Origin of the sequence: Mobilisporobacter senegalensis (assembly GCF_003752155.1) — a bacterium.
GTDB classification, from domain to species: Bacteria; Bacillota; Clostridia; order Lachnospirales; family Lachnospiraceae; genus Mobilisporobacter; species Mobilisporobacter senegalensis.
In genome coordinates this window covers 133,779-160,445 of the sequence record NZ_RJVG01000007.1, presented here as the reverse complement: position 1 = coordinate 160,445, position 26,667 = coordinate 133,779, and the positions used below count along the sequence as shown (strand labels likewise).

The 26,667-nt window shown below is 34.0% G+C and carries 26 protein-coding genes; 16 read left to right on the top strand and 10 right to left on the bottom strand.

The window, feature by feature from the left end; genetic code table 11:
* Positions 1 to 36: 36 nt before the first annotated feature.
* From EDD66_RS12515 to EDD66_RS12505, 3 genes are read right to left on the bottom strand one after another with little or no spacing between them, the layout of a single operon-like run.
* Positions 37 to 705, bottom strand: coding sequence for a DUF6320 domain-containing protein (locus tag EDD66_RS12515; RefSeq protein WP_123609929.1), 669 nt, complete (start codon positions 703 to 705; stop codon positions 37 to 39).
* 14 nt (positions 706 to 719) lie between these two features.
* Positions 720 to 1,988, bottom strand: coding sequence for a condensation domain-containing protein (locus EDD66_RS12510; protein WP_123609928.1), 1,269 nt, complete (start codon positions 1,986 to 1,988; stop codon positions 720 to 722).
* Positions 1,966 to 2,910: an alpha/beta hydrolase gene (locus EDD66_RS12505; RefSeq protein WP_123609927.1), complete on the bottom strand. Its 945-nt coding sequence runs from the start codon at positions 2,908 to 2,910 to the stop codon at positions 1,966 to 1,968. The genes EDD66_RS12510 and EDD66_RS12505 overlap by 23 nt, the downstream gene beginning before the upstream one ends.
* Before the next feature lie 314 nt (positions 2,911 to 3,224).
* Here EDD66_RS12505 and EDD66_RS12500 point away from each other — a divergent pair, with 314 nt between their 5' ends.
* The 4 genes from EDD66_RS12500 to EDD66_RS12485 all read left to right on the top strand — a co-directional run bounded on the left by EDD66_RS12500 (position 3,225) and on the right by EDD66_RS12485 (position 6,784).
* Complete coding sequence (locus tag EDD66_RS12500) at positions 3,225 to 4,247, top strand: threonine aldolase family protein (RefSeq protein ID WP_123609926.1); 1,023 nt, start codon at positions 3,225 to 3,227, stop codon at positions 4,245 to 4,247.
* A gap of 18 nt (positions 4,248 to 4,265) precedes the next feature.
* Positions 4,266 to 5,450: an aldo/keto reductase gene (locus EDD66_RS12495; RefSeq protein ID WP_123609925.1), complete on the top strand. Its 1,185-nt coding sequence runs from the start codon at positions 4,266 to 4,268 to the stop codon at positions 5,448 to 5,450.
* 105 nt (positions 5,451 to 5,555) lie between these two features.
* Positions 5,556 to 6,200: a 4Fe-4S binding protein gene (locus EDD66_RS12490; RefSeq protein ID WP_330511170.1), complete on the top strand. Its 645-nt coding sequence runs from the start codon at positions 5,556 to 5,558 to the stop codon at positions 6,198 to 6,200.
* A gap of 62 nt (positions 6,201 to 6,262) precedes the next feature.
* On the top strand, positions 6,263 to 6,784 hold the full coding sequence (locus EDD66_RS12485; protein WP_243115352.1) for a cytochrome b5 domain-containing protein: 522 nt from the start codon (positions 6,263 to 6,265) through the stop codon (positions 6,782 to 6,784).
* Between the two features lie 81 nt (positions 6,785 to 6,865).
* On the opposite strand, the gene EDD66_RS12480 is transcribed toward EDD66_RS12485, so the two are convergent.
* Positions 6,866 to 7,342 (bottom strand): metal-dependent transcriptional regulator, encoded by a 477-nt coding sequence (locus tag EDD66_RS12480; protein WP_123609924.1) that lies wholly within the window; start codon positions 7,340 to 7,342, stop codon positions 6,866 to 6,868.
* Positions 7,343 to 7,492: 150 nt separating this feature from the next.
* Positions 7,493 to 9,010 carry a flagellin N-terminal helical domain-containing protein gene (locus tag EDD66_RS12475; protein ID WP_170164345.1) on the bottom strand — a complete coding sequence of 506 codons (1,518 nt, stop codon included), beginning with the start codon at positions 9,008 to 9,010 and terminating at the stop codon, positions 7,493 to 7,495.
* Between the two features lie 154 nt (positions 9,011 to 9,164).
* On the opposite strand from EDD66_RS12475, the gene EDD66_RS12470 reads away from it, so the two are divergent.
* Positions 9,165 to 9,791 carry a carbonic anhydrase gene (locus EDD66_RS12470; protein WP_123609922.1) on the top strand — a complete coding sequence of 209 codons (627 nt, stop codon included), beginning with the start codon at positions 9,165 to 9,167 and terminating at the stop codon, positions 9,789 to 9,791.
* 78 nt (positions 9,792 to 9,869) lie between these two features.
* Here EDD66_RS12470 and nifJ read toward each other — a convergent pair whose 3' ends face one another.
* Together nifJ and EDD66_RS12460 are read right to left on the bottom strand one after the other, a co-directional pair.
* Positions 9,870 to 13,406 (bottom strand): pyruvate:ferredoxin (flavodoxin) oxidoreductase, encoded by a 3,537-nt coding sequence (nifJ, locus tag EDD66_RS12465; protein ID WP_123609921.1) that lies wholly within the window; start codon positions 13,404 to 13,406, stop codon positions 9,870 to 9,872.
* A gap of 12 nt (positions 13,407 to 13,418) precedes the next feature.
* A complete protein-coding gene (locus EDD66_RS12460; RefSeq protein ID WP_123609920.1) occupies positions 13,419 to 13,616 on the bottom strand; it encodes a CDIF630_02480 family spore surface protein in 198 nt (65 codons plus the stop codon).
* A 321-nt stretch (positions 13,617 to 13,937) separates the two neighbouring features.
* On the opposite strand from EDD66_RS12460, the gene EDD66_RS12455 reads away from it, so the two are divergent.
* The 4 genes from EDD66_RS12455 (at position 13,938) to EDD66_RS12440 (ending at position 18,637) form a co-directional block, all read left to right on the top strand.
* Positions 13,938 to 14,354 (top strand): VOC family protein, encoded by a 417-nt coding sequence (locus EDD66_RS12455; RefSeq protein WP_123609919.1) that lies wholly within the window; start codon positions 13,938 to 13,940, stop codon positions 14,352 to 14,354.
* Positions 14,355 to 14,518: 164 nt separating this feature from the next.
* The gene (locus tag EDD66_RS12450; protein WP_123609918.1) at positions 14,519 to 16,321 is read left to right on the top strand and encodes a DUF4153 domain-containing protein; all 1,803 of its coding nucleotides are present in this window, start codon (positions 14,519 to 14,521) and stop codon (positions 16,319 to 16,321) included.
* Between the two features lie 34 nt (positions 16,322 to 16,355).
* On the top strand, positions 16,356 to 17,273 hold the full coding sequence (locus EDD66_RS12445) for a GNAT family N-acetyltransferase (RefSeq protein WP_243115351.1): 918 nt from the start codon (positions 16,356 to 16,358) through the stop codon (positions 17,271 to 17,273).
* A 107-nt stretch (positions 17,274 to 17,380) separates the two neighbouring features.
* Positions 17,381 to 18,637: a cytochrome P450 gene (locus tag EDD66_RS12440; protein WP_330511164.1), complete on the top strand. Its 1,257-nt coding sequence runs from the start codon at positions 17,381 to 17,383 to the stop codon at positions 18,635 to 18,637.
* 196 nt (positions 18,638 to 18,833) lie between these two features.
* On the opposite strand, the gene EDD66_RS12435 is transcribed toward EDD66_RS12440, so the two are convergent.
* Entirely contained in the window at positions 18,834 to 19,037 is a 204-nt protein-coding gene (locus EDD66_RS12435) for a heavy-metal-associated domain-containing protein (protein WP_123609916.1), read from the bottom strand.
* Positions 19,038 to 19,382: 345 nt separating this feature from the next.
* Between EDD66_RS12435 and EDD66_RS12425 the strand changes: the two genes are divergently transcribed.
* From EDD66_RS12425 to EDD66_RS12395, 7 genes are all read left to right on the top strand, one after another.
* Entirely contained in the window at positions 19,383 to 20,009 is a 627-nt protein-coding gene (locus EDD66_RS12425; protein WP_123609914.1) for an ABC transporter ATP-binding protein, read from the top strand.
* Positions 20,010 to 20,011: 2 nt separating this feature from the next.
* Positions 20,012 to 20,791, top strand: a complete 780-nt coding sequence (locus EDD66_RS12420; RefSeq protein WP_123609913.1) for an ABC transporter permease — start codon at positions 20,012 to 20,014, stop codon at positions 20,789 to 20,791.
* Positions 20,792 to 20,947: 156 nt separating this feature from the next.
* Complete coding sequence (locus tag EDD66_RS12415) at positions 20,948 to 22,414, top strand: NADP-dependent glyceraldehyde-3-phosphate dehydrogenase (protein WP_123609912.1); 1,467 nt, start codon at positions 20,948 to 20,950, stop codon at positions 22,412 to 22,414.
* 150 nt (positions 22,415 to 22,564) lie between these two features.
* Positions 22,565 to 23,287: a Crp/Fnr family transcriptional regulator gene (locus tag EDD66_RS12410; RefSeq protein WP_123609911.1), complete on the top strand. Its 723-nt coding sequence runs from the start codon at positions 22,565 to 22,567 to the stop codon at positions 23,285 to 23,287.
* Positions 23,288 to 23,382: 95 nt separating this feature from the next.
* Complete coding sequence (gene ric / locus EDD66_RS12405; protein ID WP_123609910.1) at positions 23,383 to 24,075, top strand: iron-sulfur cluster repair di-iron protein; 693 nt, start codon at positions 23,383 to 23,385, stop codon at positions 24,073 to 24,075.
* 80 nt (positions 24,076 to 24,155) lie between these two features.
* Positions 24,156 to 24,386, top strand: a complete 231-nt coding sequence (locus EDD66_RS12400) for a DUF1858 domain-containing protein (protein WP_123609909.1) — start codon at positions 24,156 to 24,158, stop codon at positions 24,384 to 24,386.
* A gap of 19 nt (positions 24,387 to 24,405) precedes the next feature.
* Entirely contained in the window at positions 24,406 to 25,614 is a 1,209-nt protein-coding gene (locus tag EDD66_RS12395; protein WP_123609908.1) for a DUF438 domain-containing protein, read from the top strand.
* Between the two features lie 280 nt (positions 25,615 to 25,894).
* Here the strand turns inward: EDD66_RS12395 and EDD66_RS18825 are convergent, their stop codons facing one another.
* Together EDD66_RS18825 and EDD66_RS12390 are read right to left on the bottom strand one after the other, a co-directional pair.
* On the bottom strand, positions 25,895 to 26,029 hold the full coding sequence (locus EDD66_RS18825; RefSeq protein ID WP_279232884.1) for a hypothetical protein: 135 nt from the start codon (positions 26,027 to 26,029) through the stop codon (positions 25,895 to 25,897).
* A gap of 19 nt (positions 26,030 to 26,048) precedes the next feature.
* On the bottom strand, positions 26,049 to 26,585 hold the full coding sequence (locus EDD66_RS12390; protein WP_207667787.1) for a GrpB family protein: 537 nt from the start codon (positions 26,583 to 26,585) through the stop codon (positions 26,049 to 26,051).
* Positions 26,586 to 26,667 lie beyond the last annotated feature (82 nt).

The following is a 26,667-nucleotide window of genomic DNA, read 5'->3' as shown; positions in this document are numbered from 1 at the left end:
ACAGCCCTTAGACAGGTGCATATAAAAATTTATCAGTTATATGTGCATTCTCCGATTAAATTCATTTTTAATATTTTCGCCTTGAAATATAATAATGGCACAGGTAAAGATGATACTTACTGTTACACATAGAATAGATGGATAAATGGTGGAGATCCAATCAAATAAAATAAATCCAACCGGGATAATTCCAAACAGACCATCCAGCAAAAAATATAAAATATAATCTCTTACACCAAGCTTCATAATTTTTGCAGTGATATACATGATCAACATGGCCAGTACTAATGTAATAGGTATTACATAATTGATAGACCATCCACGCCATTTGGTTTCATAATCCCAGAAGATGGATAGAGCAGATACAATCGTTACCTGCCACATGATTGTTTTAGGAATATTATGTTTTTTCTTCATTACCGCAATTAAACTTAACCACATGCTAACCAGTCCAAAAACTACAAAGACAGGCCAGTTTATATGGGATGGGAAAACTCTGTTAAATACAAAGCTTATAACAATTGAAATGATAGAAATAAAAAGTATGATCCGGATAACAAGATGCCCTTCAAAAGTCAAAGGTATTTCAGGATATGCCAGATCCAGATCATCACTATATTCTCTTCCTGTTAAAAGATTCATACATAACGGGCATGTTTCTCTTTTTCCCCTAACATGAACCTGACAATGCTTACAATATTGCATAAGTTATTCCTTTCTTATAAATTAGAAGTAATTTCTACAGAACTTCCTTTCTTTGATAAAAATTGAAAGAAGATTCTTTGAATATCTGTTTCTATAAATGGTGAAGTAAAACTTATTGCTAATTTATCCCCATAGGAACACATACAGATCTGAGGCCTTCGTGCGCTTGTACAAAAACTGAATTGTTGTATATAATTTTCGAATTCCTCGGGCATTGTGATCCTTCCCAGGTTTGAAATAGCAGCGCTGATTCCTCTGTCCTTTAATAAATTTACAAATTTTAAGGAATAGTCTTTTAAGGGTAAGGGAATCAGTCTGGTAAAAAAGTTTTTCTCAAGAGACATAAACTGTTCTAAACGATCATTCAACTGGGCTGTGGTAAGCTCTTTCTGAAAAAGTTCGGTTACTCTTAACACAATATCTTTAAATTCTACATTATCGTCCGAAGTAAGATATCCTACATTCATTGTACTAAAAAAGTTCCTTGCACTGACGGATTCAAAATATTGACGTAAGTTAATCGGGACTGATAAAATAATAGGAAACCGGCGATTCCTGAAGGGCATTCTTTTATAAATCGAGTAGATAAATAGTGAAGTTATATAAATAGTTAAAGTTGTATTATATTCATGAGCCTGCCTAAGTACTTCTTGGACTGGCAGGATTCCTTCAATTAATTTCATCCGGTATTCATCGTTTCTTATTCCACGAATAGAATAGGCTTTTATATTTTTTCCTTTTTTTCTGACTCTATTTTTCTTTTTCCTGCCAAAATGGATTCCAAAACTATCATCCATCTTTTCGCTTATTGATGCAATATAATTAAAATCAGGCTTTTTCTCTGAAAAATCTTCCTTATATTTATTCGTCAGATAATGATACACCAAGGTTTGAAGAAACCATAAAGCTCCTGTCCCATCAGAGAGAGCATGAAAAATTTCCAGGTTTATTCTGTGTTTATAATAAGAGACCCGAAATAATAAATTTTTTTTATCGCTATAATAAACAGGAGCACAAATTGGGGTTGCTTCTATAGTAACAACAGGTTTTATATCACTTTCTTCAAAATAATACCAAAATACCCCTCTTCTTAATATGGATTGATATAATGGGAAGCTTTTTATTGTGATATCCAACGATTCCTGCAGTATGACAGGATCTATTTCTTCTGTTAGTTCACATGCCAAACGGAATACTTTTGTATCCTTTTCATTGCAAAGGGATGGAAATATCTTGGAGGCATTATCTAGTTTTGTCCATTCAACCCTTTTTCGATGTTTCATTTGTATTCCCCTTTTCATATAAAAATTGATTCATAATTTTATAACATCTGATAATAGGTTCCTTATTATGAGGTAATGATAAAAAGCCATGAAGAGCTTTCTTTATTACATATATTTTCGTATCATTTCCAGATTTTTTAAGACGTCTTCCAAAAGCGATTCCTTCATCCCGTAACAGGTCGTATTCCCCCGTGATTATTAGTGTCTTTGGCTGGTTTGACAGATCGGATGCTAATAATGGTGCAATATAAGGGTGATTTCTATTTTGTTCAGTACCAACGTACATATCCAGATAATCCTGAATTCTTTTCATGGTAAAAAAGTAATCTGTTCCATTTTCATTAACAGATGGGAAAGGTGAATTTTCACTATAATCATTATAGGTAGTGGGATATAGTAAAATTTGCTTCGGGGGCAAAAATTCACCGAAATCCCTTGCCATTAAGGAAACAGCTGCCGCCAGATTACCACCGGCACTATCACCAATTAAGGTGATATCTTTGGACTGACAGTGAAATAGATCAGGATTTAAACAGATTTCTTTAGCAACCAGATAGCAATCAGTTAAACCGGATGGGAAAGGGTGTTCTGGTGCTAATCTGTATTCCACGGATATTACTGTATGTCCGGTCTGGTGAGCCATATAATCGCATATTCTTGTATAAGTTTTGATATTTCCCGTTACCCATCCTCCTCCATGAAAAAAGAGCAAGATTTTCTTTTCTTTTTTTCTTTTTGGTTGAAATATACGGATTGGTATTGTTCGTCCGTTCACAGGAAAATCATAATCCAATATATAACTTAAATGTTTATGGCATGGATTCATAGCAATTATGATTTTACGATATATTTTATAATATTTTTTTAAATGGCTAAAAGGATGGGATAGAAATTTTAAGATAGCTTTTTTCATACGATTCATTTATTTTGTCTTCTTTCTTTTCATCTTTATCCGATGACGACCAGCTGTAATGCTCCCTATTTTGGAATAGGAGATAACGTCTCTGAATTAAATTTCACTCTATAATAGATTGAAACCGATTCCTATTGTTTATTCATAAATATTTTATTAAATTATTAAAAGATGAAAAATTTCATTCATATGGATAAAATAATGGTATAATACTCCCGAGGGAAATTTTGCTTGCAAGGATAAAATTTCCTACGAGACCATAAACGCTTTATGTTTATGGTATGGCAATAAAACAATTTTAGAAATAAAAATGGAGGCAGAAGATGTATAGTTTCAGAAACGATTATAGTGAAGGTGCTCATCCACGTATTCTTGAATTATTAATGAAATCAAATCTTGAACAGAATGTTGGATATGGAGAAGATGAACACAGTAATAAAGCAAAAGAATATATCAAAAAGTCAATAAAGAAAGAAGATGCAGATATACACTTTATCCCTGGTGGAACTCAGACGAATCTACTGGTCATATCCTCTTTCTTAAGGCCACATCAATGTGTGATTACAGCGGACACCGGTCACATTAATGTTCATGAAACAGGTGCCATTGAAGCTACAGGACACAAAGTCGTAGCAATGGCATGTTCTGACGGAAAACTGACCCCGGATATCATACAAAAAGCTCTTGATATTCATACAGATGAACATATGGTACAGCCTAAGCTGGTATATATATCAAATTCTACAGAAACAGGGACTATATATTCAAAAAAAGAATTGAGCCAAATCCATGATATTTGCAGGAAAAATGACTTAATACTTTTTATGGACGGTGCTCGTTTAGCTTCAGCCCTCACTTGCAGGACCAATGATTTAAACATATCAGATATCCCTGATCTGGTAGATGCATTCTATATTGGCGGTACCAAGAATGGGGCACTTCTGGGGGAGGCACTGGTAATCTGCAGAGAAGAATTAAAAAAAGATTTTCGGTTTCTTATGAAACAAAGAGGAGCCATGATGGCAAAAGGATTTGTAGCTGGAATTCAGTTTGAAGCTTTATTCCAGGATAACCTATATTTTGAATTGGGGTCCCATGCTAATTCTATGGCAGAAAGGATTGCAGAGGGGATAAAAGAGGGTGGCTATTCTTTTTTCACTGAACCTTGCACCAATCAGCTTTTTCCAATTCTGCCAAATGACTTATTAGAAGAATTATCGAAGAATTTTGTCTTTTCTCTTCCCGAAAAAGTGGATGAAGATCATAGTGTGATCCGTATTGTAACGTCCTGGGCTACGACAAGGGAAAGTGTAGACAGACTATGTGAATCCTTGATAAAACAATAAATTTAGGAGGGATATCCTATGTTAACCAGAATAAATCAAAAAAATGAAGAAGAACTTTCTATTTTAGGTTTTGGTTGTATGCGTTTTCCTACAAAAGGGGGCAGTATCGATGAACCCAGAGCGATTTCTTTAATCCATGATTCTATAGAAAAAGGTGTGAATTATTTTGATACTGCCTATATATATCCTGGAAGTGAGACTTTAGTGGGGAAGGCATTATTAGGCGGTTATAGAGAAAGAGTTAAGATCGCAACAAAGTTACCTCCATATATGGTCAAAAAGCTGGACCAGGGAAAAAAGATTTTTCAAACTCAATTAGAGCGATTACAAACAAATTATATTGATTATTATTTATTACATATGTTAACGGATAAAAATATGTTTGACCGTATGGTTTCCATTGGTGTATTAGAATGGATGGAAGAATTAAAAAGGGAAGGTATGATTAAAAACATAGGATTTTCTTTTCACGGAGGGAAAAGGGATTTTGAAGATATTGTAAAAGCTTATCCATGGGATTTTTGCCAGATACAATATAATTATCTGGATGAAAATAATCAGGCAACGAAATCCGGCTTACAATTGGCTGCATCTTTAGGAATACCAGTAATTGTTATGGAACCACTTCGGGGAGGAAAGTTAGTGAATAATCTTCCTGAGGAAGTAAAAACAACTTTTCATGATTGCAATCCTGACTTGACGCCTGTAGAGTGGGCACTTCGCTGGATATGGAATCATAAAGAAGTAAATGTTGTTTTATCTGGAATGAGTGATGAAGAACAAGTGGCAGAGAATATTAGAATTGCCGGTGATGCTTATGCCAATTCATTAAACCAGGAAGAACTTAAAGTGTTTGATAAAGTAAAACAGGTAATGTTAGAAAAAACAAAAGTACCATGTACGGCATGCGGCTATTGTATGCCATGTCCTTATGGTGTAAATATTCCAGGATGCTTCTCCTGTTATAATGATAAATATTTATTAAATGATAGAATGATGCGTTGGAAATATATGCAGACTTTAGGAACTTTGTCAGTACAACCGGCCAATGCTTCCATGTGCAAAGAATGTGGGAAATGTGAATTACATTGCCCTCAGCATATTGCCATAAGAGAGGAACTGAAAAAGGTTGCCAAAGAGATGGAAGGAATCTTATATAAACCTATGGTTGGAGTTGTAAGACGTTTCCTGAGAATTAAATAAAAAGGAATATAAAAAATATGCTTACATTTATGTGATGTGGTTACAGAACTTCATTTTTCTATGTATTAGAATTAGGAATATATTACGTTAAATGGAGGCAAAGAAGTGAAATATTTATTTAATTTTTACAAAAGGTATGGGTATTTTATTCTGCTGATGTTTCTAATATCAGGGCTTTTGGATTTAAGAATTGGAGTAATGGCAATTATTTGTATGGTTGCTCCCATATTAGTTTCATTCTTTAAAGGAAGGTATTGGTGCGGAAATCTATGTCCCAGAGGAAACTTTTATGACAATATTGTTTCAAAATTCAGTAATACAAAAAAAGTTCCTAACATATTAAAGTCAAAATTATTCCGTGTAATGGTAATAATTATAATGATGATTATATTTGGGGCTGGAATTAAGGCAAATTGGGGAAATTTATATGGAATAGGGATGGTATTCTATCGCATGATAGTATTAACTACGATTATAGGAGTGGGCTTATCATTTTTCTATAACCAAAGAACGTGGTGCCATTTCTGTCCTATGGGGACAATGGCTTCCTATGTAGCCCGATTACGAAAGAGCAAGAGGGTATTACGAGTATCCCCAAGCTGCGTTTCTTGTAAAATATGTGAAAAGAAATGTCCTTTGGGTCTGGTACCGTATGATTATAAAGGAGATATACTGAGTCATCCGGATTGCATCCAATGTGGCAAATGTGTAAATGTATGTCCGAAAAATGCAATAGGATATGATGTTTAATAAGTATAAACCCATTATTTTAAGCATATAATTACTAAGATTATTTATAAAGCTGGTAAAATATGAGAAAACGAAAGCAAGATTTTCTATTGTCATCAGTATATCGGAATATTTTATATTATCAAAATATGGTACAAAGAAGTATGAATCCAGAACAAAAAGAGTATTATACAAATTTGTTAAATAGAGAGAAATTATGGATGGATTATCTTCGGGAAGAACAAGGATTAAAAGTTAATTCCCGCAATCCAATGATTAACAGTGTGGATTCTGATAATGTAGGCGGCAATACTACCAATGAGGATATAACAGCACCTCAGATGACAGAACCAGATACCGACACATCAGTACCAAGAACATTTACTGTAGAAGAATTGGCAATGTATAATGGAGAGAATGGTAATCCGCCATATGTTGCAGTAAATGGAATCGTATATGATCTTAGTTCTAAAATAGTCTGGAGACAGGGAAATCATTTTGGGTTAAAAGCCGGAAAAGATTTAACAGCTGAATTCCAGAGATGCCATCAGGGAATACTTACCCGGTTGCAGCAATTACCTCAGGTAGGTATATTAATCCAATAACATACTAAAAAAGACTGGTGAAAATATATTTTCACCAGTCTTTTTTAGTACACTACCAATTTTTAAGCAGGAATATTGTAATCAACTGGTAATATTATGGCTTTGATGATCTTTAAAACGCTCCGTGATATCAGGATTCATATTGACAAAATCAATATAATCATCAAAACAGCAAATAGTATCAGAACTAATGGTATGTTCCATTTTTTCAGTTTCTAATAATATGACATCTTCCGGAACTCCTAATAATCTTAACAGGGTCTCAATTGTTTCATGCCTTTTTAACAGAGATTTGCCTAAGACACGTCCATTTTCCTCCAACATAATATAACCATATTTTTCATATTTTATCAGCCCTAACTCATTCATCTTCTGAACCATTTTGGTCGCGGAGGGTGGTTGAATATTAAGAGCAGCGGAAAGTTCATGAATTCTGGTAAAACCTGTATTTAAAGACAAGCGATATATCATCTCAAGATAATCTTCCATAGATGCAGTCAGGACATTCCCGTCTTTTTTCATTGACTCGCTAAATGTATGAAAATCATTATTATCCATAATTCCCCTCCAAGCCAGAAAAATTAAATTATTTCAGTTTATTCGGCACAAATATAAATTAAAAATTTTCAGACTTATTTCCAGATCCTAATGATGGATGCCTGAATTATGTAAGTCCTTATTTATATCTATGCAATTAAAATGAAAATACTACTCTAATAATCTTAATACGAATTCTGGCTGTTGGTTTGCCTGAGCCAATATGGAATCTCCGCTTTTCATAATTAAGTCATGTTTCATAAATAACACCATAAGTTCTGCAATATCAGCATCTCGAATACGGCTCTCAGATGATTGTAAATTTTCAGAGGTATTTAACAAATTAGAATTGATATGCTCCAATCTGTTTTGATATGAACCCATGCGGCTACGTTCTCTACTTATGTAATTAATTGCATAATCAATATCATCAAGGGAACCATTGGAGGCAGTAGTAATGGTCTCTGTGTGTGGGTCTCCCAGATTAATAATTGTATATTCTCCATTTGAATCATATCCAAATTCAGCATCTGGATAAGTAGTTATTGTCTGGGTGGAATCTACAACACCATAATAACTATTATAACCATATTGCAGGCGTAGATTTTGTAATGTTATTTTTGGCAATACGATTTCCAAACTATCATTAGAATTCGCTCCCACCTGAAGGATGATATCAGATTGTGACTTTTGATATGTTAAATGGTTAATGATCTGCCCGTATGCAGAATAAGAAGGGGCCCTTCCATCCCGCCAATCGTAAATAACAAGTTGTTTTGGGTTAGTACTATTTGGGGTATATTCAGTAAAATGGGAATACCTCGAATTTGCAATATTAGATATCCGTGACACTAATTCTTCCGCTAGTTCATCATTAGTCATTGTATTATTAGTAGCAGCCTGGATTAAGTCATTAATATTTATGACGGTAGGATATCCATAAATATTATCCGGTACGAAATTAGTTGTGGAAAAGCATATACTGTATTGATCAGAACAAGTACTACAGGTGGAATAGAATCCTTTTCCAATCAAGGAGTTCAAATTGTCAACAGCGCTGGGGATTCCAATATTACTGAAATCTATAACAGCACTGGCATTATCTGATAATGTAGGTGTCCAGACAGATTCAATCCCATTAGAAGTAACTAATTCATGGTCTGTGTTTTGAAAGGTTGCTGAACCAACAAGAGGATTATTAACTTCTAATTTAGTTGGCATGGACAACCAGGAGGGCATCTCATCTCCAACATATAATTCTATCTGTCCGGCAATCCCCTGAAGAATTTTTTGAGTATTAAATTCTGTGGTTGTTGCTAATTTATCTATCTCAGAGATAAGATTATTAATCTCATCCTGAATTGCTTCTTTATCTTTGGTCGCGTTGGTTCCGTTATATGCCTGAATCGATATTTCACGGATACGCTGGAGCATGCTATGTATTTCACTCATGGCACCATCAGCAGTCTGGATCAATGAAATACCATCCTGTACGTTCTCACTTGCAGTATTAAGTCCACGTATTTGAGCGCGCATTTTCTCAGAGATGGTGAGTCCGGCAGAATTATCAGCAGCCCGATTAATCTTATAGCCGGTAGATAATTTTTCACCAAGTTTTGATTTCTGGTTAGAATTTATATTTAATTGCTTTTGTGCAGCCATAGCTGAAAGATTGTGTTGAAGAATCATTATTCTGCTCCAATCGTAAAAAAGTCTGCTAAATATAACCATAATCTAGCATATATTAAAAAAATTGTCAATTTATTGTTCGAAATTATAAATTTATTGACGAATTGCGTCTTTATTAGCTATTATAGATATAATACACACTAGGAGGTTATCCATGCAAAAACTTATAGAAGGAATCATGAAATTTCGCAGAGAAGATTTTGAAGCTCATCAGGAATTATTTAAAGGATTAGAGAAAGGTCAAAATCCCCATACCTTATTTATATGTTGTTCTGATTCCAGAGTGGATCCTAATATGATTACTAAAACATTGCCAGGTGAATTATTTATAATACGCAATATTGCTAATATAGTGCCTCCTTACAGAGAAACGAAAGAATATGTTGCAACTACATCTGCAATTGAATATGCAGTATTAATGCTGGGAGTAGAAAATATAATTGTTTGCGGACATTCCAACTGTGGCGGCTGTGCAGCCTGTATTAATCCTTCAGAAGAGTTAAATGAACTGCCACATACTAAGAAATGGCTTGAATTAATTCATCCTGTAAGGGATTATATCATAAGAGAATTTAAAGGGGAAGAGCTGGAAGCGAAAGGGTGGATGATGGAACAGTTCAATGTTGTCGAACAACTGAAGCATCTTATGACCTTTCCTTATATTAAAGAAAAGGTCAGGAAGAATGAATTGATGCTCAGCGGATGGCATTATATCATTGAGACTGGAGAAATATATATTTATAACAAAGAAGATGGAGAATTTCATCCAGGCAATAAATAGTCCATACAAAACTCCCATATTGAAACTTGATTGATCAAATTTCAATATAGGAGTTGTTTTTTAACTTATTTCGGCCTGTTACAGTGTAGATTCATTTAATTGCTTATATATGGCATAACGTTCTTTTGCATTTTCCTCTGCTTTTTGGAATAATTCTTCTGCTTCTTCCGGGAACTGTAATGTTAAGGCTGAATAACGTACCTGACCCATTATAAAATCTCTGAAGCTTTCGGTAGGTTCCTTCGAATCCAGGATAAATGGATTCTTGCCTTCTTTCTTAAGTGCCGGGTTATATCGATATAGATGCCAATATCCGGCTTTTACTGCCTCATCGATATTTGCGATACTCTTTCCCATACCCTTTTTAATACCATGGCTAATACATGGAGAATAAGCAATAATAATGGATGGACCTTTATAACTTTCTGCTTCAAGGACGGCTTTGACAAACTGATTCATATTTGCGCCAATACCAACTTGTGCAACATATACATTTCCATAAGTCATCATCATACGGCCAAGATCTTTTTTACCTTGCTTTTTACCGGAAGCTGCAAATTTAGCCATAGCAGCCGTAGGAGTAGATTTTGATGCCTGACCGCCTGTATTGGAATAAATCTCTGTATCAAATACTAATACATTGATATCTTCTCCAGATGACATAACCTGATCTAAGCCACCATAGCCAATATCATATGCCCAGCCGTCACCGCCAACGATCCAATGGGAACGTTTTACAAGATAATCTTTCTTTAATTTAATCTCATTTATGATTCTGGTCGTTTCTTCATTGGCAGATTCATATTCATTAAGAGCATCTAATAATTTGTAACTGATTCTTTTTGAAACATCACCATCATCTTTATAATGAATCCAGTCATCCACCAATTCTTTTAAATCCGGATCCACATTGCATTCAAGTAATTCCTCCATAAGGTCTTTTAGCTTGTTACGTATCTGTTTTACTCCAAGATACATGCCAAATCCAAACTCTGCATTATCTTCAAACAATGAGTTTGCCCAGGAAGGACCTTTATCTTCATAATTAGTCGTGTATGCGGTACCAGGTGCAGATGCTGCCCAAATAGAGGAGCAGCCTGTTGCATTGGCAATCATCATACGCTCACCAAACATTTGAGTGATCAGTTTAATATATGGAGTTTCACCACAACCTGCACATGCCCCGGAGAATTCCATAAGAGGTTGTTTAAATTGACTTTCTTTTACTGAATTACCTACGGCTAATTCCGGTTTATATCCAATTTCAGAGATAGCAAACTTCCAATTTTCTACCTGAGGATCAAGTTGGGTTTCAATTTTCTGCATAATTAAAGCTTTCCCTTTGGCAGGACAGATATCCGCACAATTACCACATCCCGTACAATCCATAGGACTGATTTGGATTTTATATTCAAAGCCTTCTAATCCTTTACCAACGGCTTTTTTTGTCACAAAGGTGTCTGGAGCTTTTGACTTTTCTTCTTCATTTAGCAGGAATGGTCTGATAACTGCATGAGGGCATACATAGGAACATTGATTACATTGAATGCATCGCTCCACGATCCATTCCGGTACATTTACAGCAATACCTCTCTTTTCATAAGCTGTTGTACCTGAAGGAAAAGTACCGTCTTCCCTGCCTTGAAATACACTAACAGGTAGGCAATCGCCTTGCTGGGCTTCAATTGGCCGCATAATCTTACACACAAATTCTGGCTCTTGTATCTCGTCCGTATTCGTATCTTTGCAGGTTTTCCAATCCTCTGGTATGGTTATCTTCTTTAATGCACTTACTCCTTTGGCAACTGCATCCTGATTCATTTTAATAATATTTTCACCCTTTTTACCATAGGTCTTGGCAATTGTCTCATTGAGATGTTTTAAGAATTCATTCTCAGGAAAAATATTGACCAGTTTAAAGAAAGCACCTTGCATTATCATATTAATACGATTCCCTAAACCAATTTCTTCTGCGATCTTGATAGCATTTATAATATAAAAATCAGCATTTTTGCTTGCCAATTTTTGTTTTAAATCAGCAGGAAGTTTTTCTTCTAATTCTTGTTCATCCCATTTACAGTTTAAGACAAAAGTACCACCTGTTTTTAAATCATCTAACATAGGATAGATTGCCACGTAGGACTGGTTATGGCATGCGATATAATCAGCTTCTTTTACGAAATATGTGGATTTAATTGGGGATTCTCCAAATCTTAAATGAGATAGAGTCAAACCACCTGATTTTTTTGAATCATATGCAAAATAAGCTTGGGCATACATTTTTGTATGATCTCCAATTATTTTAATTGCTTGTTTATTTGCACCTACGGTACCATCAGATCCAAGTCCCCAGAATTTACAGGAAATAGTTCCTTTAGGGATCGTATTAGGGATTTCTGATTTTTCCAGAGACGTAAAAGTCACATCATCAGTAATTCCAATCGTAAAATGGTTCTTTGGATTATCCTGTTTTAGATTATCATATACGCTGGTAATATCTGCGGGTGTTGTATCTTTTGAGCCCAGGCCATATCTGCCGCCAACAATAAGTGGAGCATGCTCCTGTTCATAATAGCAATTTCTAACGTCAAGATATAATGGTTCTCCAACAGCACCGGGTTCTTTGGTCCTGTCCAGTACGGCAATTGCTTTTACTGAGGTTGGAATCTTTTCTAAGAAATGTTTTACAGAGAACGGTCTGAATAAGTGAACATTTATAAGTCCGTATTTTTCACCATTTGCATTGTGATAATCAATAGTTTCTTCTATTGTCTGACAGACAGAGCCCATGGCAATTATAATATATTCCGGCTCTTTTGCCCCATAATAATCAAATAGTCCATAATTCCTTCCCGTGAGGGTACTTAGCTTATTCATATAATCTTCAACAATATCCACTATGTTATCATAAAAAGGATTACTTGCTTCTCTCGCCTGAAAATAAATGTCCGGATTTTGTGCAGTACCACGTATGACCGGATGATTTGGGGAAAGTGCACGGTCTCTAAATTCTTGCAATGCATTATAATCTACCAGCTTTGCAAGATCATCATATTCTAAAGCTTCAATTTTTTGAATTTCATGAGAGGTCCGAAAACCATCAAAGAAATGAACAAATGGCAATCTTCCTTTGATAGCAGCAAGATGGGCAACAGGAGCAATATCCATTACTTCCTGAACAGAGCTGGTTGCCAGCATAGCACAGCCAGTCTGCCTTGCAGCCATTACATCCTGATGATCTCCAAAGATACTTAGAGCCTGTGCAGCTAAAGCACGGGCACTGACGTGGAATACACCGGGCAGGAGTTCACCCGCTGTTTTATACATATTAGGGATCATGAGTAACAGTCCTTGTGATGCAGTAAATGTAGTTGTAAGCGCACCAGCCTGTAAGGATCCGTGGAAAGCTCCGGCAGCCCCGGCTTCTGATTGCATCTCTGTTACCGTGACATTTTGACCAAAAATATTTTTTCTTCCTCCTGCTGACCATTCGTCAACTACTTCGGCCATGGTAGAAGAGGGAGTAATTGGGTAGATAGCAGCTACTTCTGTATAAGCATATGCTACATATGCGGCAGCAGTATTACCATCTACAGTCATTTGAATTTTTGCCATTGAATCTCCCTCCTACAATCTGCTTCCATCATCAACCCATTCTTTTGCATTAACTACATTAGGTTGTGAAGGTATACTTACATTACTCGGTTTTATTGTTTTGTCAGTTTCATTCCATGCTGCTGTATTTTCTTTGTGGATTGGAGTCTTTGAGTTTAACCTACTGTTATTTCTACCAGATAAAATATCTTTCTGCACATTCTCATGCATTTAAAACACCAACTTTCTTATTTTTTTCACGTATGCAATTTTTTCCCTTGATGAAATGCCCACGGACTTGAAAATACTCTGCAAGTCCCATGTTTTCTAAATTAGGATATCCATATAAATTTAATATATACACAAAATCTGCAAAGAATTGGCAGACTTTTCTTATATTGATATGAATGGATAAAATTATGGAATATGAGAAAATAGCAGTATTTATTCATAAGATTAATGGATGATTCAGAATAATCCCGACAGGAATAAAAAAGAAGAAAAAGTAAAACCTTACTTATATAAAATACAAGAATGCAAAGGAGTAAAACTATGGCCTTAGAAATTTATCTGAATTTTAATGGTAACTGTGGTGAAGCAGTAGAATTTTATAGTGATGTGTTTGGAGCAGAGAAACAACCTATTATGACATATGGTGATTCACATCCGGAGACTGATTTTGAGATACACCAGGAAGCAAAGAATCTGGTTATGCATACTTTTCTTATGATATGCGGCAGTAAAGTAATGTTTGCCGATGCATATCCGGGAATGCCTTTTATTCAGGGAAATAACATATCCCTTACAATAGTAACTAAGGATAGGGCTGAAGTGGAATCAGTATTTAATAAATTAAAAGAAGGCGGAAAAGTGGAGATGGAACTTCAGGAAACTTTCTGGAGCAAATGTTATGGATATTTAGTTGACAAATTCGGAATAGGGTGGCAGCTTAGTTTAGACAGTGAATGAAAATATTCAAATTTAAATGATTGAGATTGAACATTTGTTTGGCAGATGGTATAATATTAAAAAAGCAGTTAATAGAAACATAAGGTATCATATATAAAAGGAGGACCTGATAAACAGTCCTCCTTTTATATAAATAAGCAGAGCAGAAAGGCGGTTGGTGTTTTATGAAAGGGATCATGACGTTTCAAGATAGGTTACTTGGTTTGACAAATGCCATATATCGTTTTCCATTGACAATTATATTTCTTCTTCTTGCTACAGTTATTAATTCAATGGATATTCATTCGTCCAATGACTATTCCAGATATATATTAAGTCTGATTGTTGGCGCTTTTCTTGGTATTGTCAGCCAGGTGATTTATGAACGTTTTTTTAATAATAAAGTAATCAGAATTAGTTTATTTGGGATATCGGCTATTTTAGCCTTGATTTATTCTTATGTCATCTCCAATGCAGATAATATTAATACGGAAATATGGATTAAAACAATAGTGGGGCTTTTCGCTCTTTTTATTGGATTTATCTGGATACCAGTGATAAAGAGTAAATTTAGTCTCAATGAAAGTTTCATGGCAGCTTTCAAGGGTTTTTTCATATCTTTGTTTTTCTCAGGAGTTATCTATGTGGGAATCAGTTTGATCATTATGGCTGTTAATCAACTATTATTCAGGATTGGTTATAATTCTTATTCACATGCTGCAAATATTATTTTCTTATTCTTTGGGCCAACGTATTTTTTATCTTTGATTCCATTATACACTATAGATTACAGCGGGGATGATGGGGAAACCCAATACAGAGTTGAAAAAACAAAGAATAATGTAGCTATAGCTTCAAGCTGTCCTAAATATCTTGAAATACTTATTTCATATATTATCGTACCACTCACGGCAGTATTTACTGTTATACTTCTTTTTTATATCCTGGGAAATATGGGCGGGAAATTCTGGTCGGATAATCTTTTGGAACCAATGATTGTAACTTACTCTATTACAGTAATATTAATTTATATTTTGGTTAGCCGAATGGAAAATAAACTGGCTGAAGTATTTAGAATGATATTTCCAAAAGTGCTGATACCAATTGTACTATTCCAAACAATTTCTTCTATCATAAAAATTGGTGACATGGGAATTACTTATAATCGCTATTATGTGATACTGTATGGTATATTTGCAACGATTGCAGGAATTGCATTCAGTATCTTTCCAGTAAGAAAAAATGGCATTATAGCTGCATTATTGATTGTGTTCTCAATGATTTCCATAGTACCGCCAATTGATGCATTTACTGTAAGCAAGAATAGCCAGTTGAAAATATTTGAATCTGTTTTAAACAATAATAATATGCTTCAAGAGAATAAAATTGTTCCTAATAAAGATATATCCAGCGAAGATAAGCAAAAAATTATAAAAGTATTAGAATATCTTCATCAGATAGAATATACCGATAAAGTTTCCTGGTTGCCAAAAGATTACGATTATTATAGTGATTTTTATAAAACATTTGGTTTTAATCAATACGAACAAACAGAGGAAGTAAATCAATATGTGTATTTAAATTTAAATATGGAAGATCCAATAGATATATCTGGCTATGATTTTTTCATCCCTCATTATGTATATATATCTAATTACGATAAAAAAGAAGAAGAAATCAGCAAATTTGAGAAATCAAACAAAACATATACTTTAAAATTAAATGTAACAAGTAAAGATTCCTATCTTTCTTTATGGGACGAAAACCAAAAAGAAATAAATCGTTTTTCTTATGATAAGGTACTTCAGAGATTTGAGAATTATGCTGGTGATACAAAAGGTCTGATTGATATGGAAGAAGCTGTTTTTATTGAAGAGAATGGAGTATCGTCTGTTAAATTAGTGATCAAGGCATTTAATATGGATAGAACAGCAGATAACAAAAGTTTTAATATTGAGTCTTATATATTAGTAGATATTAGACAATAGAAATTTGATGCTGGTTTTGGAAGGGGAATATAATATGAAAAGTCCATCTGTAAGATTAAAAGAATATCTGGATGAGCATGACTATAATGATATTCACAGTTTGGCTGAGATATGCCGTAAACATGATAATGTAACTCTTAAATTAGAGATAGAATACAAGCTTAGTTTGGGCAGTGAAAAGTCTGGAAACATAAATTCCATAAATGAATTTATGTATTTCGATAATGAGAAACTTATCGGTTATCTTGGAATTTGTGACTTTGGTGGTGATACAATTGAAGTAAACGGTATGGTTCATCCCCAATACCGAAGACAGGGTATTTTTAAGAAATTATATTCTTATGTGGAAGCAGAATGGATGAATAGAGATAGAAAAAGGATGCTTTTATTAAGTGATCATGATTCTGATTCAGGTTTAGGATTTATAAAGTATACGAAAGCCAAGCAGGAACATTCAGAATATGAGATGTATTTAATCGGAGAAGGAAAGGAATATAAAACGGATAATATAGTCCTTAGAAAAGCAACAAACAGTGATGCAAAAGAAATTGCAAGACAAAATACCATTTATTTTAGTGATGAAATAAATGAAGAGAACAGCGAATATACTGATGAGCCATCGAAGGAGGAGGAAATCTTGCTTCCTGAAGAAGAAGAAAAACGAGGATTTACAATATACATGGCCTTGGCTCAAGATAAGATCATCGGTAAAGTTCATATTGAACTGCAGGGAAATGCAGGCGGTATCTATGGTCTTGGTGTATTGCCTCAGTATAGGGGGCAAGGGTATGGACGAGAAATTCTATTACAGTCTATTTATAAATTAAAAGAGAAGAATGCAAAATCAATTATGCTTCAGGTAGCAACCCAGAATGAAAATGCACTGAATTTATATAAATCCTGCGGTTTTGAAAAAAGATCAGTCATGGATTATTATGTAAAGACGAAATAAAGTATATTAATCCTTCTATAACACATAATATTATTGTTCCACGAAATTGAGCTTATGGCTGAACTTATAACATATTATTAGTTTAATATTATAGGAGGGTAATAAAAGTGAATTCATGTATACCATTATCATGTTTGTGCAATCTGGAAAGCAGTCCTATGCTATATTTTGAAGGATATAATTTCATTCAAAACAGATGTAAAAGATATGGAACAAATATATTTCAAACTCGTCTATTTGGGCAAAGAGTAATTTGTATCAGTGGAGAAGAAGCAGCTAAGATCTTCTATGATGAAAAGTTATTTTATCGAAAAGGTGCAACTCCTAAATTTATTCAAAAAACCTTATTTGGCCAATGCGGTGTTCAGGGTCTGGATGGGGTCTCACATAAACTTAGAAAAGTTATGTTCATGTCTATCATGTCTCCGCAGAATTTAGAAACATTGGACGAAATCACGAAAAAAGTATGGCAAAATCGGATTCGAAGATGGGAGAGGAAAGAAAGAATCATCTTATTTGATGAAGCAAGTGAGATGATGTGTAAGATTGCCTGCCAATGGGCAGGTATCCCATTACCAAAGGAAGAGATAAAACAAAGGTCAAAAGATCTATCACAATTGGTGGATGCTTTTGGCTCTGTTGGTATACGACATGTACAAGGCAGATGTGCCAGATTAAGAACGGAGAGCTGGATACGGGATATTATTGATCAGATAAGAACTTATCGTCTGGTTCCTTACAAAGGAAGTGCGGCGGATATCATTTCCTGGCACAGTAATGTAAACGGAGAACTTCTGAGCACACAAATTGCTGCTGTTGAACTTATTAATATAATAAGGCCGATAGTTGCTATTGCAACTTATATAACATTTGGTGCATTAGCCATGTACCAAAATCCCTGTTGTAAAAATAAGCTGAAAAATAATGATGAATATGTAACCATGTTTGTTCAGGAGGTCCGCAGGTTATATCCCTTTACCCCTTTTGTGGGTGCAAGAGTCAAGAGAAGATTTGTTTGGAATAATTATGCCTTTTCGAAAAGAACGCTGGTATTATTAGATATTTATGGAATAAATCATGATTCTAAAATATGGAGAGATCCATACAAATTTGAACCGGAACGTTTTCGCAATTGGGATAATAATCCGTTTACTTTTGTACCACAGGGTGGTGGAGACCCAAGCAGCGGGCATCGTTGCGCAGGAGAAATGGTTACGATTGAGATAATGAAAGAAAGTATTAAATATTTAGGAAATAATATAAGTTACAAAGTACCGGCACAAAATCTAAAATACAGCTTGATGAGAATGCCGACTTTACCTAAGAGTGGATTTATCATAAGAAAAGTAAAAATTGAAAATTAGGAAAAGATAATGTTCAAAATATTACCAATGATATTAAGGTATAAGAAATCGTAATATGCATAACATAATTATGAATTAAATACAAATGGTTAGGTTAGAAATAAATTCATAAAGAATTGAGTGATGATCTACACCACTCAATTCTTTCATCTCTAATAGGATATTTAGTTAGTGATAAAAATTATTGGCAAATATACTAAGAAATTCTACATCCCACATGTTCTATACCGCTGCGTATTTCTTGTTCATTTGTTGCATTATTAAATCCTACTTCAATAGAGCTTCTTCCGAGATCGACATTAACCTTTTGAACGCCATCTAAATCATTTAGTGCATTCTTCACCTGAGTCTTAATTTGATTGTTTAGTAATCCAGATACGTTATATTGTACTTTATTCATATCAATGACTCCTCTCTCTATTTAGTTGGGTTTTAATTAGCATTTTTGAACATTAATTGCTTCTGGTCCTTTCTTTTTATTCACAATATCAAAGACAACATCTTCTCCAACACCAGTATAACTTGCCATCTTTATACCTCCTTAAAATAATGAGTTAATAAGATGTCTTAAATCAATAACGATTTGTTATCGTCAATATTATTATTTACTTTTGTGAGAGCAATTATGATGACAATAAATAATAGGTATGGATAATAATAATTTTTAAGATGCAAAAATAATGATATAATAAAGTCAGATTACAGAAATTTATATATTATCCTAATTTTTCTTAAGAGGTGGAATATGGAAATTATTTTAAAAACGAGAGATTTAGATTTTAATGATATTATCAGGTATAAGGATCTGGAAATTTCTAAAAAAAAGATTACATTTATAACTGGAGAAAGTGGTTCAGGTAAGAGCACATTACTAAAACTTATAAACGGAACATTAAGTCCATCAAAGGGAGAGATTTATTATAATGGTATAAGTATATTAAATATTGATTCTATTGAGCTTCGAAAAGAAATTATCCTGGTCAGTCAAAAGGTTTTTCTGTTCTCTGGAACGATTAAAGATAATTTTAGACAATTTTATGAATATCGTAACCTGGAATGTCCTTCGGATGAGAGGATGATACAATTTTTAGAAATCTGCCAGATTCCTTTTTCTCTGGACAAAGATTGTTCCCTGATGTCTGGGGGTGAAAGACAACGGATATATATAGCCATTTTTTTATCTTTTGAACCTAAGATATTAATGTTAGATGAACCAACATCAGCTTTGGATAATATGAATTCAATAAATGTTATTGAAAATATCACCCATTTTTGCAAACATAGAGAAATCGCTGTCATTATTATAAGCCATGATAATACTCTGGTAGAAAGATATGCTGAAGAACATATCGTACTAAAAAAGGAGGTATAAGTTTGAATAATATCATTCAATTAAATCTGATTCAATTTAGTTTGATATATTTGTTACTGCTTTTAGTATTATTCATTATGAAGAAATCAAAAATAAATCAAACAAGACTTTTAGTACTTGCCAGTTTACGAATGACTATTCAACTGGTTCTGGCTGGATTTGTTCTAACATACATATTTAGGAATCCTCATCCCATCTTTACAACTATTTATATTATAGCTATGGTAGCTTTCGCAATACAAAGAGTGCTATCAAAAAACAGGGGGTTAAATACAAAATTTAAGATTGGAATTGCTATTTCCATTGGAATTTCAGGAATACTTATTTTAAGCTATTTTGTCATGATCATTGTGGGAGAAAGCCTGTTAAATCCACAATATACCATTCCACTTGCTGGGATGATAATCGGAAATTCAATGACTGGTGTTACCCTTGCCATTAAAACATTTATGGAATCGATCGATACTCAAAGAGATAAAATTGACAGTTTGCTTAATTTAGGAGTGACTCCAAGAAAAATATTGATTCCCTATGTGAATAATGCGTTAGAAACAGCTTTATTACCGACTATGAATTCTATGTTAGGGATGGGGATCATATCTTTGCCAGGAATGATGACGGGGCAGATTTTATCAGGTACTTTACCGTCTGTTGCAATTCTTTATCAAATCTCAATTATGATAGCTATATGTACTTCAGTTTGTTTAACCACATTTTTGTCTTTAAGTATTGGCTATAAAAGTTTATATAATAAAAGGAGCCAGATTAACATATTCTTATAGTGAATAATGAAGCAATTAACAGGCTAAAATGTCAGATAATTTGGACAGTGTTAAATAAATAACATTAAATTAGCTTGACATATTATTGTTATGCGTTTATTATTATGCAAACAGACAAAAGACTGTTAATTGTGAAAAAAAGGAGATGGATGACAAATGTCGGAAATATGTAATGATAAATTAGAATATAAGAATTTAATTCATGGTGAGTGGGTTTCATCAAAATCGGGGAAATTAATTAAAATATCGTCTCCTGTGGATGGCTCTTTCATCGGTGGAGTACAGGCGGTTACGAAAGATGAAGTTGATGATATAGTTCAGTTTTCAAAAGCGAACTTTGATGCATGGTCAGAAGTTCCGATTTTTGAAAAAGCAGATATACTTTATAGAGCAGCAGAACTATTGGAAGAGAGAGAAGAAGAAATAGCAAATATCTTAATGATGGAAATATCTAAGGATAAGAAATCTTCAATTTCTGAAGTAAAAAGAACTGCAGATTTCTTGCGTTTTACTGCAGATGCAGGAAAAAGTATGAAAGGTTCAGCAGTGAGTGGAGAGAATTTCCCAGGAGGATCACGTAATAAGCTTTCTTATGTAAAAAGAGTACCTCTTGGAACTGTTTTAGCAATCTCTCCTTTTAATTATCCAATTAATTTATCTGCTTCTAAGATAGCTCCTGCTTTAATCGGCGGGAATACAGTTATATTAAAACCAGCTACCCAGGGAGCTGTAAGTGCATTACATTTAGTGAAAGCTATTAATGATGCAGGACTTCCAGATGGCGTATTACAAACGGTCACTGGCAAGGGCAGTGAGATTGGTGATTATATTGTTACTCATGAAGGAATTGATTTCATAAACTTTACTGGCAGTACAGAAATCGGTCAGCATATATCAAAGATTTCCAGCATGACACCATTATTATTAGAGCTTGGTGGAAAAGATGCAGCGATTGTATTGGAAGATGCAGATTTAGAATTTGCAGCAAATAATATTGTAGATGGTGCATTTTCTTATTCAGGGCAAAGATGTACTGCTGTAAAACGAATTATAACTACAGACAAAGTTGCAGATCAATTAGTTGATATGTTAAAGGTAAGAATTGAAAAGCTATCGGTTGGTGATCCAAGAGAAAATGCCCAGATCACTCCTTTAATTGATAATAAATCGGCTGATTTTGCAGAATCTTTAATTAACGATGCAATTAATAAAGGTGCAAAGATAGTTATTGGGAATAAGAGAAAGGATAACTTAATCTATCCTACTTTGATTGATTATGTTACAGACGAAATGGAAATAGCATGGAAAGAGCCATTTTCACCTATATTGCCAATTATCCGGGTAAATAATATCAGTGAAGCGATTGAAATAGCCAATCGTTCAGAATATGGTTTACAATCTTCAGTATTTACAAATGATATTAATAAAGCATTTAGTATTGCAGAGAAATTAGAAGTGGGAACGGTACAGATCAATAATAAAACGGAAAGAGGACCGGATCATTTCCCATTTTTAGGAGTAAAAGCCTCAGGTATGGGAACCCAGGGTGTGAAATATTCTATTGATGCCATGACCAGACCAAAAGCTATTACGGTAAATGTAACAGATCATACTATTATATAAGAAATAATTAATGACGTAAGGTTATAAGTATCTGAATTAATGAGTTATTTAATCTGGTACTTGTAACATACGTCATTTTTAATTTGACACTTAGGATTGTTCCCGATAGAATGAGGTTATAATAAATACATAACAGAGGAGATGAAAAAAATGATAGAATGTGGACATGGATGTAACCATTGCAGTGATCAATTATGTTTACATAAAGTACCAATATTTAACGCATTAGATGAAAGCGATCTGGAAAAAATCGCTTCCATTATCATTCATAGAGAATATAAAAAAGGTGAGACAATCATTATGGAAGGTGAGAAGTCAGAGTCTGTTGTAATTATGCATGAAGGAAGTTCGAAAGCTTATAAATATACTCCAGAGGGACGGGAACAAATTCTTTATGTATTCTCAGAGGGTGATTTTTTTGGAGAGACCAATTTGTTAAGAAACCAATTGGCAACATTTTCAGTTGAAGCACTTCAGCCAGTAAAGACTTGTATGATTATGAAAAGCCAGTTTCAATCGTTAATTCAGCAATATCCAATCATGGGTATAAAAATCATAGAAGATTTAGGAGATCGTATGGTCAGACTTGAAAATGCATTGCAGAGTATGGGAGTACGGAATGTAGATGCGCGTATTAGTGGTCTGCTGCTTGATTTTGCTAATAAATATGGGAGTAATGATAAGAAAGGCACTGTGGTCCATTTACCCCTTAGCAGGGAAGGGATGGCCAATTATCTTGGAATAGCCCGTGAAACGGTAAGCCGTAAATTAGGACAACTTGAGAATGATGGAATTATCCAGACTCTTAATAATAAATCGATTTTAATCAAGGACGACGAAAGTCTGAAAGTAATTGCAGGTGAACTTTACTAATTAATTTTTTAATTTTGATTACAATCACAGAAATGATTCTCCATAATGAGTAAACTCATAACATAACAATAGCACATTATGTAGGAGGAGAATATATGATTAATTATTTAGATAATGCAAAAACAATTGGTGGTGTAGTAGCGGAGCTCCCACAGGCAAGTGAAATATTTAAGGAGTTTGACATTGATTTCTGCTGTGGTGGACATCGTTTACTAAAGGACGTAGTGAAGCTGCAGGGGATTGATGAAAAAGCAATTAATGAGAAACTAAATCAAATATATGAAGAAAGGGTAAGCAGCTATCAAAATAAGAGTCAGGAATTTAGTAATATGAGTCATCCGGTATTGTCTACTTATATTGAGGATAAACATCATAGTTATCTACGAAAGGTATTGCCTGAGACTTTGGAATTGCTTACTACAATATTAAGAGTTCATGGAGTGAATCATAAAGAACTATTTGATGTCTATAAATTATTTGGAACATTAAAAACTGATCTGGAGCAACATCTTTTAAAAGAAGAAACCATGCTCTTCCCGGCATTTAATAAAGAAGAAGAGAATAAAGACAGCATTCAAAAAGTAAGTATAGAAATTATTAATGAACATGAGGCAGCAGGTGAGATTCTTAGTGAACTTCGCAGGGTTACAAAGGATTACCAGATACCGGAGGATGCATGCCAAACATTCCAGAATGCCTATAGATTACTTGAAGAAATTGAAGATGATTTACATCAGCATATCCATTTAGAAAATAATGTTTTGCTTAAAAATTACGACATACGTTAAAAGTGATTGGGAAACTTCAAATATTATGTTACCCTATTATCTAATGAATGAAACGATATAGAAAGGAGATAATCTATATAATGAGCACAAAGATGATTGATTTAAAGAAAACAGTGCATGATCTGTGCAGTAAAGATCAAGATCTCCCCATGATTCTTGCAGAGATAGGATTTAAAGATATAACAAAACCGGGTATGCTTGTAACTGCCGGCAGATTTATGACCATCCCCAAAGGAGCCATTGCTAAAAATATAGATATTGAAGTAATTAAGCAAGAATTAATAAAAAGAGGTTATACCATCGTAGAGTAAATTGAATGGAGGTATGTAAATGAGCGAATACATTAATAACAGAGAATATCGACAGAATGTAATTAAAGACATATTGAAAGAATTACATGAGGGTAAAAGTGTTGAGGATGTAAAACAAAAGTTTGAGGAAGCATTTGATGGAGTTTCAGCTACAGAGATATCGGAAGCGGAAGGGGCTTTAATTGCACAGGGTCTTCCAGTGGAAGAAGTCCAAAAGTTATGTGATGTCCATGCAGCAGTATTTAAAGGCTCTATACAAGAGATTCACCAACCTACGGATGCAACGGAGATTCCAGGCCATCCAGCCAATATATTGAAAAGAGAAAATAGAGCGATCGAAAGAATTATTGAAAAGAAAATCAAACCCCTCCTTGATACAGCTCAAAGTGGAGAAAGTATCGAATTATTAAAAGAAGGATTGGATGAATTGGGCAAAATCGATATTCATTATTCTAAAAAAGAAAATCTTTTCTTCCCATTTATGGAGAAATACGGCATAACAGCACCTCCTAAAGTTATGTGGGGAGTGGATGATGAAATCAGGGATCAACTAAAAGAAGTCAAGCTTGAGTTACCACAATATGCCAATGATGTTGAAACTTTAAGAGAAAAAGTAGATGCACTTATTCTTAGGGTAAATGAGATGATATTTAAAGAAGAAAATATCTTAATCCCTATGCTCCTCGAAACTTTAACGGTAGATGAATGGAAGCAGATAGCAGATGACAGTAGTGAGATTGGATATCTGATTAAAAATATACCAGTGTGGAATCCAACTACATCAAAAGAAGAAAAAGAGATCCAAGAGGAAAAGTCCGAACCGGGTGCTATTACATTCCCTACAGGTGTTTTAAAAGTAGAAGAAATTATACGTATGTTAGATACACTTCCTTTAGATATTACATTTGTAGACAAAGATGATACGGTAAAATATTTCTCACAAGGTGCGGATCGAATTTTTCCAAGAACAAAGTCTGTTATTGGGAGAAATGTATCCAACTGCCATCCACCGGCAAGTGTTCATATTGTAGAGAAAATAGTAGAAGATTTTAAATCAGGAAAGAAAGATCATGAAGATTTCTGGATTAACATGGCAGGAAGGCTTGTTTATATTCGCTATTTTGCAGTTCGTAGTGAAACAGGAGAATATTTAGGTGTCCTGGAGGTAACCCAGGATATTAAACCTATTCAAGAGATCACTGGAGAGAAAAGACTGGTTTCAGAATAATATTTTACAGTCTTTTCAAACAGATGCTTTGCCTTTTAAATATATAAAACCTTGGATATAATATATTAATTTTGCTACCTTTCCTTCGTTGGCATGTTTCTTACAAGCCTCTAAGCTAGCCAGAATGTGAGTCATGGACTCTCATTCTGACCAAGAGTCTTGGCGAAACATAAACGCCTTCCTCAGCCGGATGACGCAAAATTAATAATATATCCAAGGTTTCCTAAGTATTGAGGGCAAAGCTGATTTTCTGTTAGGGAATACGATATGTATTTTATAATCATAGTTTATCTCGTCTTAGCTTAATTATATTTACACAGCCAGCAATAGCTTCTTTCACAGGTGGATTTATATTATCTGGTAGCGAATTAATATCAAACCATTGTAAATCAGAGGTCTCAACATAACTTGGCATCTCTCCATCTCCTTAAGCTTTATGGTTTGTATATATTTCCCGATTCCTCTCTTGCCATATTAGAATACTTCAATATAAATTCACTTTTTGCTTCTGTATAGGCATCTCTGTTATGTTCATATATTTCTTTTAATGTTAATTTCAAATCACCATACTCATTAGCCACATCTTTATGCAAATTTAGATAATCCCTAAAATATAGTTCATCCCAATCTCCCAAATAGCGAATATGTAAATGAAACACTTTCTCTGCAAATCCTTTTGGGGTATATCCTTTATTCAAAGATATGTTTAAATGAGGTTTCTCTTGATAAGACATACATACCCAACCGTCTTTGTCCAATATATTTTGCAGAGAATTGATATCACAATCAGAACGAATTTCCATTAGGATATCAATAGTAGGTTTGGAAATTAGATTTTCAACATAGGTACTTCCGATATGGTTTATCCGCTCAATGATATTTGGACCTGCAATTTTGACAAGATTATTTCTTTCTTCCTCATACCATTCTTTATATGATAAATTATGTTCTGTTAATAGTTTCTGCCCAATACAGCTTTGCTCATAGCCTATCTTGAATAGAAAGGACTCCCATTAGGTTTTGTGACATTTTAAGGATTCGTTTTGTTTCTTA